Below are 12,280 nucleotides of genomic sequence, written 5' to 3'. Positions count from 1 at the left end.
CACCGAAAGGAATTCGACGATGGCAGGTTCGGACAGCGCACCCGTCGAACACACCCCGATCGCGATCATCGGCGCCGGTGTCGCCGGAATCGGCCTCGCCGCCGCACTGGGCGCGGCCGGATTCGAGGACTTCCTGATCCTCGAACGCGCCGACGATCTGGGCGGCACCTGGCAGGCCAACACCTATCCCGGATGTGCCTGCGATGTGCCCTCACATCTGTATTCCTATTCTTTCGCCCCCAACCCCGACTGGTCACGCACCTACGGCAAGCAGCCGGAGATCCTGGCCTATCTGCGCGGGGTGGCGCACGAACACGACGCGATCCGGCACATGCGATTCGGTACCGATGTCGAGCATGCCGAATGGGACGAGACGCAGCGACGCTGGACCGTGCGGACGAACCGGGGAATGCTCAGCGCCGATGTGCTGATCTCGGCGGTCGGCCCGTTCAGCGAGGCGAAGATCCCGAACATGCCGGGCCGGGACAACTTCGGCGGCACCCAGTTCCACTCGCTGCACTGGAACCACGACCACGACCTGACCGGTGAGCGCGTCGCGGTGATCGGCACCGGAGCCTCGGCGGTGCAGTTCATTCCGGAGATCGCGCCGAAGGCGCAGCAGCTCACGGTATTCCAGCGCTCGGCGCCGTGGATCGTGTCCCGGCTGGACCGGCCGACCCTGGGCGTCGAGCGCGCACTGCTGCGCCGGATGCCGCTGCTGGGCACCGCATTGCGCGGAGCCTACTACGCGGGCATCGAGAGTTTCGGTCTGGTCGGATTCGTGGACCGCCGGTTCCGGCACATCTTCCAGACCCTGTCCGGGGCACAGCTGCGCCGCCAGGTCCACGATCGCGGACTGCGGCGCACCCTGACTCCCGACTACATGATCGGCTGTAAGCGCGCGATCTTCTCCGATGCCTACTATCCGGCGCTCACCCGGGACAACGTGGACGTGGTGACGGCATCGATCGCCGAGATCCGGGAACATTCGATCCTCACCTCCGACGGGGTGGAACACGAGATCGACACCATCGTGTGGGGGACCGGCTTCGGTGCGATACCGCAGCTCTACGACCGCATCGTGGGCACCGGCGGTCTCTCGGTGGCCGATCACTACCGGCGCCGGCCCAGCAGCTATCTGGGCGCGGCGATCGCGGGCTTCCCGAACATGTTCCTCACCCTCGGGCCGTTCGGGGCCGCGGGGAACCAGTCCGCGATCTTCATGATCGAATCGCAGATCGCCTATATCGTGGATGCGCTGCGGACCCTGCGTGACAACGAGATCGAGCGAGTGGAGGTCCGGACCTCGGTCCAGGAACGTTTCCTGGACGAGATGAGCCGGCGCAGCCGCGATACGGTCTGGCTGGGCGGCGGCTGCGACAGTTACTACACCACCGACAAGGGTGACAACGCCGGGTTGTACCCGAACTGGAGTTTCGAATATCGCCGCCGCGTGGCGGCCTTCGACCCGGACTCCTACCGGCTGACCCCGCACGAGCAGCGGACCGCAGAGATGAGTGAAATCCGATGATCACAGGCCCCTTCGACATGATGCGTACCCTGCTGGCTCCGGTCATCGGTGGTGGGGAGCGGATCGACCTACAGGACCGGGTTGTGGTGATCACCGGCGGTGCCGCGGGGATCGGTGACGAACTGGGACGGCTGCTGCACCGGCGCGGCGCCTATGTCGCCCTGCTCGATATCGACGCCGATGCGGTCCGCGCTCGTGCCGCCGCGCTGGGGGTGCGTGCGGTCGGCATCGCTGTGGACGTCGCCGACCGCGCCGGGGTGCGCGCCGCGATCGCACAGGTGCGCGAGGGGTTCGGCCGGATCGACGTGGTCGTGGCGAATGCCGGCGTGGTGCCGCGCCCGGCCACGGTACGACTATTGGATCCCGAGGAATTCGATCGGGTGCTGGCGATCAATCTCACCGGCGCCTTCAACACCGTCCAGCCCGCGCTCGACGATGTGATCGCCGCGAAAGGTCATGTGGTGGTGGTGTCCTCGTGCGCCGCCTTCGCACCCGGTATGGGCGGTTCGCCGTACATGGTGAGCAAGGCCGGGGTGGAGCAGCTGGGCCGTGCGCTGCGCGTCGAACTGGGTGGCACCGGCGCCACCGCGGGGATCGTCTACTTCGGTGTGGTGGAGACCGCCATGACCCACGGCACGCTCGACGAGGACGAACTGGGCGCCGATATCGGTGCGCTGTTGCCGTGGCCGCTCGATCAGCGCATCACGGCGCGGCAGGCCGCCGAGGTGATCGCCGGGGCGATCGAGAATCGCTCCGCCCGTGCGGTGGCGCCGGTGGGGTGGGAGCCCTACGCCCTGCTCCGAGGGGTGGTGAATGTGGCGCTCGACCACAAACTCAGCGTCGACAAGCGGGTGCGCACCCTGACCCAGCGGCTCGAACAGCGCATCCTCGCCGATCGCGCCCGGTAGTTCCCGGTACCGCGGCCCGCGTCGGACCGGCGGAGAATCTGAGAAAAATCATAGGAACGCCACAGTTTCCGGTCAGGACCGGTCGGCACCATGGATACCGAGGACGAAACTCGGCGAGATGGGGTGCGCGATGGTCGACATCGAGATCACTGGTACGAAGGTCACCGTCGAGATTCGGGGCGCCCATCGGGTCCTCGCTTTGTGCGAACGGGTGAGTTTCGATCTGTCGCACGTGCGTGAGATCGCGCCGGCGGAAGTGGATCTGCGGCCGCCGTGGATGCGCGCGCCGGGCACCTTCTTCCCGGGCGTGATCGCGGCCGGAGTCTTCCGGGGCCGTGGCCGCAAGGAATTCTGGGACACCAGGTTCGACGGTCGCGGTATCCGAATCGAATTGTCCGGTACCGAATTCAGCCGGATCGTCGTCGACGTGGCGGATGCGGACGAGGTCCGGGGTCGTCTCGCCGTCGCTGCCGCCGCAGCCTGATCTCGCTGCCGCCGAGGCCCGATATCCCGGCCGCTGCGGCGGCCTGATCTCGCGTACCGGAGCTCCGCCGGCGCCGTATCACGCCGAATGTGGTGGTTGTCCAGGAGTTTGCGTCGGCGTGCCGCGAGCGACACGCCGACGCAAACCGAATAAGTCTGGCGTTACGGCAAATCCGCAGTTTCGCATATGGCGGTTCATCGACTATGAATGGCATGTGCCGTTCTCACTTCGTGAACACCTGTCGGCCACCGTTTCACACCGGGCGGTGGTCTAGTTGACCGTCGAATCCCCCGGAGAAGACGAGGTCGGACAGCTCGCACGCCGGGTCGAGAAGGCCCGCGGGCGGTTGGCTTATCAGTTCGATCCGGCGTTGACCGAGGCTCTCTCGGAGAACGAGCTTCACGCCGAACGTGACCTCGCGGAGAAAATTCGTGAACAGGAGCGCGAGCAGCGCTGGAAGAATGTGCAGGCCGCGGCGTCCACATCCGACCGCGCCAGGCAGACCTCCGAAGCGATCGCGAAGGCCGATATGCGAGATCTGTTGATGGCCCGCAAGGCAATTGCGGCTCAGCGGCGGGAATCGAGCCCCCACGCCAAACTGGCCTCGCTGTACCGACACCGTGCGTGGTCGATGCGTGCCCTCGCGGGTGTCGTCGTCGCCGGCATGCTGTGGTCCGCGGTCAACGTGCAGCACAACATCGCCCCCGGTGGTCCCACCGATCCGCTGTACTGGTTCAGCTACCTGCTCGAGGCCATGATCAGCGTGTGTCTGGTCGTGATCATGATCGGTACCAACAAGGTCTCCGAATGGGGCATCCTGCAGAGTCGCCGCCAGGTCGCACTGGCCGAATTGGCGCTGCTGGCATTGACCGTCGGTCTCAACACCTACCCGTATCTGCGTGGCGGTGACTGGTACAACGTCGGTGTCCACGCGGTGGCGCCGGTGATGATCGGTGTCGCGCTGCTGGTGCACGACGCGGCCAGTCAGCGGTACGGCCAGGCCATTCTGCAGGCGACCGAACAGGTACGGGACCTCCCCGACCCGGCCGAGCAGATCCGCCGCACCATGCCGACCTTCGTCAGCTTCATCCGTCAGTCCGCACCCGACACCCGGCCGACGTCGTCGATGGCAGCATTGCCGGGCGCCGACGAGGCCAAGCCGGCCGCAGCCACTGCCGCGGATTCGGCGGAGCCGGCCGACACGGCCGAGACCGTGGAAACGGTCGACCCGGTGGTCGAGCCCGATATCTGGACTCCGAAGAAGACGCCGAGCAGCCGCTCCGATTCCGATTCGGATGCCGACGGTGGGAAGAAATCGGCGAAAGCCGATCTGGCCGACGAGGATCCGCTGGCCGATTACGACACCGGCCAGTTCCGTATCGCCGACACCCTCGAACAGGAACTCGCCGAACTGCGGGCCGAGCGCAAACGTGCCCGGGCCGCCAAGCAGCGGGCCGCCGCGAACGGCACGATCATCGACTGATCGGGTCCGTACCCGAGGGTCCCCGACCGTCCACCCGGCGGACATACAGAACATTCCGGCCGCACAACAGCCCGGCGCTTCGGCGCCGGGCTGTTGTCTTGTGCGGTCCCTCGTCTCGCTCCGGTCGGATGATCCGATCCACCTGCCTTCGCTGCGGCGTGGCGCAGGTCACACGATCGCGCGGCCGACTACTCTACCTGCGATTACCACAAGCATGGCCGATGTTCGGGTTTCGCAGGGAAGTTCGAGGAGGCGTGGTTTGCTCGTTCGTGGTTCCGGATGCCGATGAGTATCCGCAAGCAGGCTCTCGGGTTCGGCATATTCGCGATCGTGTCGGTTCTGGTCACCGTCGTGATCTGGAATACGTTGGCGCGCACGGTGAAAGGGTCGACCGACACCTACACCGCGATCTTCACCGATGTGCTCGGATTACGTCCCAACGACGATGTGCGCATCGCGGGGGTGCGGGTGGGGAAAGTGACCGCGATCGGATTGCAGCGCGACGAGGCGACCAATAAGCATCTGGCTCGGGTGACGTTCGAGGTGCAGCGTGATCAGCACCTGTTCACCGATACCAAAGCCCTGGTCCGCTATCAGAACCTGATCGGGCAGCGCTACGTGGCGCTGGCCCCCGGAAGTGCTCCCGATGCGCGGCTGCTGCGCTCCGGCGCCCGGATCCCGGTGGAGCGCACCGAACCGTCGTTCGACATCTCCGGATTCCTCAACGGTTTCCAGCCGCTGTTCGAGAACCTGGAGCCCGCGAAGGTCAACGACCTGTCGATGACTCTCATTCAAGCGCTGCAGGGCGACGGGGTCTCGTTGTCCACCTTCATCACCCAGGCCGCGGGCCTGGCCACGGACTTCCAACGCCGGGACGCGATCCTCGGCGACATCATCACCAATCTGTCCGGCGTCATGTCGGGGCTGGCCCGGCGCAGCGGCGAGCTGGAAACGTTGATCACCCAGACCAGGGCGTTGATCGGCGGCCTCTACGATCAGGGGCAGTCGCTGCTGGCGTCGACGACGCAGATCGCCACCGCCAGTGACAGTCTGGTGCGAATGGTCTCCCAGGTGCAGCCGCGGCTCGCGCCGGTGCAGAACGCCACGCATGATGCGCTGACCCTGCTGATCGACAACGGAGCGAAACTGGATCAGGCTGCCATCGACCTCCCCGGGATTCTCTCCGATGTCGGGAAGTTCACCCAGGACGGCGCCTACGCGAACGCCTATGTGTGCTCGCTGGATGTCTCGCTCTACGGAATTCTGTTCCCCCGCGGGATATTTTCGCAGATCGGCGGACACTCCCAGTCGGAGGTCTGCCGTCCCTGACCCGGCGTGCCGCCGGGCCGGGGAGCGGTGACTAGGTGCGGCTGCGAACCGCCTTGTAGATGATCAGGATGATCACGGCACCGATGATGGCGCCGATGAAGCTGTGCTCGACCGGCGGACGCAAGTCGAACTTGTGCGGGGCGAAGACCAGACTGCCCAGGGTGCCGCCGACATAACCACCGACGATGCCGAGAACGATCGTCATGATCCAGCCGAAGTCCTCCTTACCGGGGACCAGTAGACGTGCGATGGCGCCGGCGATGAGGCCGATGATGATCATCGTGATGATTCCCATGGTGAATCTCCTTGCTGGCAACCGGAATGTCGGAATCCGACGGTAGCAACAGACCGGGAGTCGCGCACCCGCACCGGCGGTGCGGGCTACAGAGAGGCGGGGGTTTTCTTCGCGACGAGGCGGACTTCGATCGCGTACACGATCTCCATCGCGCCCATGAAGATCAGCCACCAGCCCACCACCAGCGCCAGCACCGTGATCGAGTGAATCGGCCAGACCACCAGTGCGATCCCGCCGATCAGCAGCAATACCCCGAACAGGACCGACCAGCCACGTCCCGGAACCCCCTCCGGTGCTTCGGCTCCCGCCACCATTGCCGAGATGCCGCGGAACAGCCAGCTGATGCCGATCCACAGGCCCAGCAGGACCAGGGAGCTACCGATACTGCGGAAGCACAGGAAGGCCAGGATGAACGACAGGATGCCACTGATGAGAGTCAGCACCCGGTAACCGGTGCCGACGTGCGGGCCGAAGGCGGCAACCAGCTGCAGGATCCCGGAGATCAGCAGATAGATGCCGAACAGCACCCCGGCCACCGCGAGTGTCGGGCCGGGCCAGATCAGCACGATGATGCCGACCACTACCGACAGCAACCCGATGACCACCATCGATTGCCATGCGCCGCGGGCCAGCAGATGCAGTGGCCCTTCGGAAACTGATTCTTTGCTGGTTGTCATGTGGGCAGAATAAGTCCGGCAGGTGGGGTAGCGAATGATTAACCAGTCTCGGAAGGGTTACGGTGCCGTGGGACGGTCCCCGTGGGGTGATTCGCCTGTCGCGGTGATCCGGTCCACTCCGTAGGTGCCGAACGCAGGCTCGAGCAGGTCGAAGATCCGCTCGGCCTCGGCGGTCATGGTTGCGGTGATGTCGGGTCGTGGCAGGTGTGCCAGTTGGAGCTCCTGAATGCGCTGGAACAGCAGGCGATGTGCCGCGCCGAGTTGTGCGGCGGCGGCACGGCGCATCAGGTCGTCACCGGGAAGCGCTGCGGCCAGGGCGTGTTCGCGCAGGTCCTGTAGCTCGCGCAGGCGTGCGGTAAGGGTGGGGCTGGTGGTGAGCATCCGGCTGAACTGTGGCCCCGAGAATCCGGCGTCGGCGTCGTAGGTTTGCGCGGCTCGATGGAATCGGGTGCGTAGCGCGGTCAGGGCCGATTCGCCGGCGCGGCGCGCGGTCACGGCGTCGGCGAGTGCGGCGACGAAGTGCTCGTGCCGGTCCAGCGCCAGGTCTTCCTTGCGGGGGAAGTAATTGGTCACGGTCTTCTTCGCCACGCGCGCGGCGGCGGCGATCTGCGCGATCGTGGTCGGCTCGAAGCCGTGCTCGATGAACAGGCGGGTCGCGGCGTCGGAGATTTCCTGGCGCGTCTGCTGCTTCTTCGTCGCTCGGAGACCGGGGGTCGTACTGGTCATGGCAGCAATGTTACTACGAGGGTAAAAATACTCTTGCCCTAGTATGTGTACGGACATAAAATTACTCTCGTAGTAAGTTTTTGTGCGCTGATCTCGATCCGCCGACGCTCCCGGCAGACCGCAGATCCGGTACTCGCGCACTGACCTCGAAAGGCGGCGTCGTGCAGGGCATTCGATTCTCGGCTGGGCCAGACGGCAGCTCGATGGCGCAGTGCGTCGATCGTCCTCGGCCGCAGCCCGGTCCGGGGCAACTGCTGGTCCGGGTCGAGTTGGCCGGTGTCGGAATCGGCACCGTCCGGATGCTGCGCGCCGATCCGGTGGCCGACCCGGGCGGGGAGATGGTCGGCACGGTCGTCGCCGTCGGGGACGATACCGATTCCGAGTGGCTCGGGCGCCGCATCGGAGGGGTGGTCTTCGAATCCGTCTACGACGACCACGTCTGTGCCGCCCCCGCATTGGTCACCGCGATACCCGAGGGTGTCGGCTCCGCCGAGGCACTGGCCGTGGTGCGTGGCGGCCTGGTTGCCTCGGGTGCGCTGCACGCCGCGGGATCGGTGGCGGGAAAATCGGTACTGATCACCGGGGCGGCCAGTGGATGCGGGCATCTCGCGCTGCAACTGGCCCGTGCGGCGGGGGCCGCGCGGGTGACGGCCGCGGTGGGTTCGGCGGACAAAGCGGGATTCGTTCGGGACTGCGGCGCCGACGACGTCGTCACCTACGACGAGCAGTGGCCACCGGCCGTCGATGTCGTACTCGACGGCGTCGGAGGGAAGCTGGTGCAGCGCGGGGTGGATCAGCTCGCACCGTACGGTGTGCTGGTGGCCTTCAGCGCCGCCGGCGGCGCCGTGGATGCCGCCACACTGCTGGGTGAGTGCAAGACCGTCACCGCGTTCTCCGTCGCCCTGCCGTCCCGCACCCGGCCCGAACTCGTCCGGCAATGGCGGGAGCAGATGTGGAAACTGCTGCGGGAGAAGGCGTTGCGGCCGCGGGTTCGGATCGCCGAGCGGGCCGGGCTGGCCGGCGTCATCGCCGAGATCGCCGCCCGCCGTACCCTCGGGCGGATGGCGATCACCACGCGATGAGCGGCCTCAGAGCACGGCTTGGGTCTGGGTCACCTTGCCGACCAGCTGTGCCGCGTCGTTGTGGATTTCGGTCTCCACGACGATGAAGCTGCGGCCGGCGTGCAGCGGCGTGGACGAGGCCACCGCGTATCCGGACCGGACCGCGCGCAGGAAATTCGTCTTGGACTCCACGGTGGTGGTGCCCTGTGCTCCGTCCGGCAGGTTCAGGTAGGCGCACACGGCGGCGGTGGCATCGGCCAGCGACATCAGCACTCCGCCGTGCAGTGCACCACCCAGTGTGCACAGGCGTTCGTCCCAGGCGATCCGGCTGCGCACCAGTTTCGGTCCGTGCTCGAGAACCTCGACACCCAGTTCGGCCGTGAACGGCATGGTGCTGTGGAACAGCGTGGTGCCCTCGACATCGGTGGAGACTTCGGAATCGGTCATGCGCTCGAGCTTGCCCCCTGCGGCGCATCCCGTCCATCACCGGGTGCACGGTCGGGCGCCGGGCGTCGCATCGGCCACCAGTTCACCGGGCCCATCAGGGTGACCAGTGCCGGAACCAGCAGCATGCGCACCAGGGTGGCGTCGATGATCAGCGCGACGATCATGCCCAGCCCGAGAAAACGCATCGGAGTCAACGGGGACAAGGTGAACGCACCGGTGATGAACACCAGCAGCAGCGCAGCGGCGGTGATGACACGTGCGGTATGCACCGTGCCCGACCGCACGGCGTCGACCGTGGTCGCCCCCGCCTGCCGGGCCTCCACCATCCGGGAGAGCAGGAACACCTCGTAATCGGTCGACAATCCGAAGACCACGGCGATGATCAGCACCATCATGCCCGCGGACAGCGGCCCCACACTCACCTGCAGGACATCGGCGAGGTGCCCCTGCCAGAAGATCCAGGCGAGCACACCGAAGGTCGCCGACAGACTGAGGAATGCCAGCAACACCGCCTTCAACGGCAGTACCGCCGACCGGAAGGCCACCCCGAGCAGCACCAGGGTGGCCGCGACCATGACGGCGATCATCCACGGCATCCTGGCGGTGATGGCCGCGACACTGTCGACGGTGGCCGCGGATTCGCCACCGACCTGCATCCGCACCCCTTCGGGAAGGTCGAGATCTCTGATGCGCGTGACGGTTTCGGTCGCGGACGCGGAACGATCCGGATCGTCGAGCGAGGCATGCAGGACCACCGCATCGTCCACGGTGGCCAGGCGCATCACCTCGTGCACACCGGATACGTCTTCGAGGGCGCGGATCGCCGCGGCGGTGGGTGCGGAATTCGGTGGAGCGCCGTCGCCGCGCAGCAGCACGGTGGCGCCGCTGCCGGCCGCGGGGAATCGTGCAGCGAGCTCATCGACACCGGTCCGCACCGCATTGCCCGCGGGGAGCGCCGTATGGTCCACATCGCCGAGACGGACGCCGAGAACCGGTGTTGCCAGCACCAGGAGCAGTCCGCCGACCGTGACCGCGACGATCCCGGGCCGCCGCACCACTGCGTCGACGACCCGCCTCCACCAGCGTCGGGTGCGCAGCTGCCCGCGCTCGAAGGCGTCCGTGCGCCAACTCCACGCACCGATCCGATGCCCGAGCAGGGTCAGCGCGGCCGGCAGCACGGTCAGCGACAGGCCGGCTGCGAGCAGGACCGCCGCGACGGCACCGAAACCCAGCGACCGCAGCACCGCCTGCGGAAAAACGAAGGTGCCCGCGAATGCGCAGGCCAACAGCAGCGCCGAAAATGCGACCGTACGACCGGCGGTAGCCATCGTGCGGGCCACCGCGGCGGGGACGTCGGCGCCCGTGGCGAGCTCCTCGCGGAAACGGGTCACCACGAACAGACCGTAGTCGATGGCCAGGCCGAGGCCCAGCAGGGAGGCCACGTTCACCGCGAACACACTGACCTCGGTGACATGCGCGATCACGCCCACGGCGCCGAGTGAACCCACTACCGCGAGCACCCCGATTAGCAGTGGGAGTCCGGCCGCGACGACGCCGCCGAAGACCAGCACCAGAATCGCGAGGGTGACCGGCAGTGACAGGGATTCGGCGAGAATCAGATCGTGGCGCGATTGGGTGGCAACCTCGTCCGCGAGCGCACTGTATCCGGTGAAAGTGACCTGCACCTGCGGGATCCGCAACGAATCGGCGATCTCGCGGTAGGCGGCGATACGCTGATTGTCGTCGCCCGCCGCGAAGACGACCGCCAGCCCCTGCCGTCCGTCGTCCGAACGCAGAAAGCGCTGGCGCGGCGGCGCATTGTTCCAATAGGTCTGCACCGGTTCGGCCAGCAATGCCGGATCGATCCCGTCGACGGCCTGCTGCACACGCGGGCCCAGGCTGTCCAGGCTCCGGCCCTCGGGAGCGGTGTAGATCGCGATCACATCCGGGTTCTGCCGGCCCAGGCCGGCGGTGACCACCTCGTCGACCAGTGCGGATTCACTGCCCGGATCGGCGAATCCGGCGGCGCTCACCCGCTGTTGTACATCCGCGCCGAACAGTCCCGCCAGCACCGCCACCGCGATTGCGGCCAGCAACACCAGCTTCGGCCGGGAGCCGACCAGCCGCGCCCAGCGGCTCACGGGGACACCGAATCCGGTTGCGGTGCCGCACTCTCCAACTCCGCGACGATGCGATCGAGCAACACCTCCAGCCGCTGCTCGATCCCGGCGCCGCCTCGGGCCGAGACCGTCAGCTCGGTGCGCCCGTCGAACTCCACCATCGCGAACAGCAGCGGCATCGCCACACTGTGCTGCGGCAGCACCAGCACCGAGGTGGGCGACCACCCGGGCACGGCGAGTTCGGCCGCATCGAATCGACCCATGTGCGAGACCGTTGCCGATGCCAGATTGCGGCCGAAGCGGGCCCCGAGTGCATTCGTCGCGCGCAATACGGTGCGGCTGACCGGATGTGGTGCACCGGCGATCGCACTGGCGGCCAGCTGGTCGAGTTCGGTCCGGTCGCGCAGTCCGGCGCGCATGCGGTCGCGGACCTGCAGCCACTGTTCGCCGGGCCGGATGTCGAGGAACAGTGGCAATGCCAGATTCGCCGTCGACCGCAGCTGCGGATCGTGGCGGCGCAGATCCACCGGCACCATGATGCGCGCGGTGGTGCCCGCGTGGTCGGCAAGCAGCGCCGACACCCGGGCGACCGCCCCGGGTACGGCGGCGGCGATGGTGCGCCGGCGCAGCAGATGCCGGGGCAGATCGGCGTGCTGCCGACCGTGGCCGGCCGCGGACCGGAAACGCGGGATCATCGCTGTGGGCCGCCCGGGGGCGCCGAGTCGCCGTACCAATTCCCGGTCGGCAACGGGATCGGCGAACCGCTCGGGCCGGTCACCACGGAGGGCGGCGAGCACGCTGCGTGCCCAGATCACCATGCCCATGCCGTCCATCACGCCGTGGAACACCCGGAAGATCACGGTCACCGGGTCACCGGTCAGGAGCAGTACTTCACAGGTGGTTTCCGGGGTCGGAGCAATCGGGGAGCAGAGCACCGGGTCGGCTTCGAGCCGGTCGTAAACCGGAGTGTGCCCGGAGATTTCACGCACTGCCGGAGCAACACCGGTATCCACCCAGTATTTGCCGTCGCGCCGCAGCCGCGCCCCGGGACAAGCGGACGCGGCGGTGGCGACGGCAGCGCGCAACCGGTCGGCGTCGAGACTGCCGGTTCCGGGGATCGCCAGCTGCATCAGGAACGGAGGCGCCATATCGCGCATGGGGAAGTACATACGCTCGGTGGGGGAGATCCGGCGCCGGAAGGCGGTGCTCATGCTGGGCT

The 12,280-nt window shown here is 67.2% G+C and carries 12 protein-coding genes; 6 read left to right on the top strand and 6 right to left on the bottom strand.

The window, feature by feature from the left end; translation table 11 throughout:
* Window positions 1–19: 19 nt before the first annotated feature.
* From NV2_RS02300 to NV2_RS02280, 5 genes are all read left to right on the top strand, one after another.
* Window positions 20–1,531 carry a flavin-containing monooxygenase gene (locus NV2_RS02300; protein WP_067868381.1) on the top strand — a complete coding sequence of 504 codons (1,512 nt, stop codon included), beginning with the start codon at window positions 20–22 and terminating at the stop codon, window positions 1,529–1,531.
* On the top strand, window positions 1,528–2,439 hold the full coding sequence (locus tag NV2_RS02295) for a short-chain dehydrogenase/reductase (protein ID WP_245662397.1): 912 nt from the start codon (window positions 1,528–1,530) through the stop codon (window positions 2,437–2,439). Before NV2_RS02300 ends, NV2_RS02295 begins: the two co-directional genes overlap by 4 nt.
* Window positions 2,440–2,569: 130 nt before the next feature.
* Window positions 2,570–2,923, top strand: a complete 354-nt coding sequence (locus tag NV2_RS02290; protein WP_067868378.1) for a hypothetical protein — start codon at window positions 2,570–2,572, stop codon at window positions 2,921–2,923.
* A 274-nt stretch (window positions 2,924–3,197) separates the two neighbouring features.
* A complete protein-coding gene (locus NV2_RS02285; RefSeq protein WP_067868375.1) occupies window positions 3,198–4,406 on the top strand; it encodes a hypothetical protein in 1,209 nt (402 codons plus the stop codon).
* A gap of 285 nt (window positions 4,407–4,691) precedes the next feature.
* Complete coding sequence (locus tag NV2_RS02280) at window positions 4,692–5,735, top strand: MCE family protein (RefSeq protein WP_067869214.1); 1,044 nt, start codon at window positions 4,692–4,694, stop codon at window positions 5,733–5,735.
* A 31-nt stretch (window positions 5,736–5,766) separates the two neighbouring features.
* On the opposite strand, the gene NV2_RS02275 is transcribed toward NV2_RS02280, so the two are convergent.
* The 3 genes from NV2_RS02275 to NV2_RS02265 all read right to left on the bottom strand — a co-directional run bounded on the left by NV2_RS02275 (window position 5,767) and on the right by NV2_RS02265 (window position 7,433).
* Window positions 5,767–6,030: a GlsB/YeaQ/YmgE family stress response membrane protein gene (locus NV2_RS02275; RefSeq protein ID WP_067868371.1), complete on the bottom strand. Its 264-nt coding sequence runs from the start codon at window positions 6,028–6,030 to the stop codon at window positions 5,767–5,769.
* 86 nt (window positions 6,031–6,116) lie between these two features.
* Window positions 6,117–6,707: an HdeD family acid-resistance protein gene (locus NV2_RS02270; RefSeq protein WP_067868369.1), complete on the bottom strand. Its 591-nt coding sequence runs from the start codon at window positions 6,705–6,707 to the stop codon at window positions 6,117–6,119.
* Window positions 6,708–6,764: 57 nt separating this feature from the next.
* Window positions 6,765–7,433, bottom strand: a complete 669-nt coding sequence (locus tag NV2_RS02265) for a TetR/AcrR family transcriptional regulator (protein ID WP_067868366.1) — start codon at window positions 7,431–7,433, stop codon at window positions 6,765–6,767.
* 203 nt (window positions 7,434–7,636) lie between these two features.
* On the opposite strand from NV2_RS02265, the gene NV2_RS02260 reads away from it, so the two are divergent.
* Window positions 7,637–8,515 (top strand): quinone oxidoreductase family protein, encoded by an 879-nt coding sequence (locus NV2_RS02260; protein ID WP_067868363.1) that lies wholly within the window; start codon window positions 7,637–7,639, stop codon window positions 8,513–8,515.
* Window positions 8,516–8,521: 6 nt separating this feature from the next.
* Here NV2_RS02260 and NV2_RS02255 read toward each other — a convergent pair whose 3' ends face one another.
* Genes NV2_RS02255 through NV2_RS02245 form a run of 3 tightly spaced genes read right to left on the bottom strand, consistent with a single transcriptional unit; the run spans window position 8,522 to window position 12,272 of the window.
* Window positions 8,522–8,941 carry a PaaI family thioesterase gene (locus NV2_RS02255; protein WP_067868360.1) on the bottom strand — a complete coding sequence of 140 codons (420 nt, stop codon included), beginning with the start codon at window positions 8,939–8,941 and terminating at the stop codon, window positions 8,522–8,524.
* Complete coding sequence (locus NV2_RS02250; protein ID WP_067868357.1) at window positions 8,938–11,082, bottom strand: MMPL family transporter; 2,145 nt, start codon at window positions 11,080–11,082, stop codon at window positions 8,938–8,940. The genes NV2_RS02255 and NV2_RS02250 overlap by 4 nt, the downstream gene beginning before the upstream one ends.
* Window positions 11,079–12,272 (bottom strand): peptide synthetase, encoded by a 1,194-nt coding sequence (locus NV2_RS02245; protein WP_067868353.1) that lies wholly within the window; start codon window positions 12,270–12,272, stop codon window positions 11,079–11,081. The genes NV2_RS02250 and NV2_RS02245 overlap by 4 nt, the downstream gene beginning before the upstream one ends.
* Between the last annotated feature and the right edge of the window lie 8 nt (window positions 12,273–12,280).

The organism is Nocardia vermiculata NBRC 100427 (assembly GCF_001613265.1).
In the GTDB taxonomy this organism is placed as follows: domain Bacteria; phylum Actinomycetota; class Actinomycetes; order Mycobacteriales; family Mycobacteriaceae; genus Nocardia; species Nocardia vermiculata.
This window is presented reverse-complemented; position numbering and strand designations above follow the sequence as displayed.

Excerpts from the sequence above, each read along its gene's own strand:
- NV2_RS02270 (WP_067868369.1), bottom strand. The coding sequence starts at position 6,707 with ATGACAACCAGCAAAGAATCAGTTTCCGAAGGGCCACTGCATCTGCTG.
- NV2_RS02290 (WP_067868378.1), top strand. The coding sequence starts at position 2,570 with ATGGTCGACATCGAGATCACTGGTACGAAGGTCACCGTCGAGATTCGG.
- NV2_RS02245 (WP_067868353.1), bottom strand. The coding sequence starts at position 12,272 with ATGAGCACCGCCTTCCGGCGCCGGATCTCCCCCACCGAGCGTATGTAC.
- NV2_RS02255 (WP_067868360.1), bottom strand. The coding sequence starts at position 8,941 with ATGACCGATTCCGAAGTCTCCACCGATGTCGAGGGCACCACGCTGTTC.
- NV2_RS02300 (WP_067868381.1), top strand. The coding sequence starts at position 20 with ATGGCAGGTTCGGACAGCGCACCCGTCGAACACACCCCGATCGCGATC.
- NV2_RS02265 (WP_067868366.1), bottom strand. The coding sequence starts at position 7,433 with ATGACCAGTACGACCCCCGGTCTCCGAGCGACGAAGAAGCAGCAGACG.
- NV2_RS02295 (WP_245662397.1), top strand. The coding sequence starts at position 1,528 with ATGATCACAGGCCCCTTCGACATGATGCGTACCCTGCTGGCTCCGGTC.
- NV2_RS02275 (WP_067868371.1), bottom strand. The coding sequence starts at position 6,030 with ATGGGAATCATCACGATGATCATCATCGGCCTCATCGCCGGCGCCATC.
- NV2_RS02260 (WP_067868363.1), top strand. The coding sequence starts at position 7,637 with ATGGCGCAGTGCGTCGATCGTCCTCGGCCGCAGCCCGGTCCGGGGCAA.
- NV2_RS02280 (WP_067869214.1), top strand. The coding sequence starts at position 4,692 with ATGAGTATCCGCAAGCAGGCTCTCGGGTTCGGCATATTCGCGATCGTG.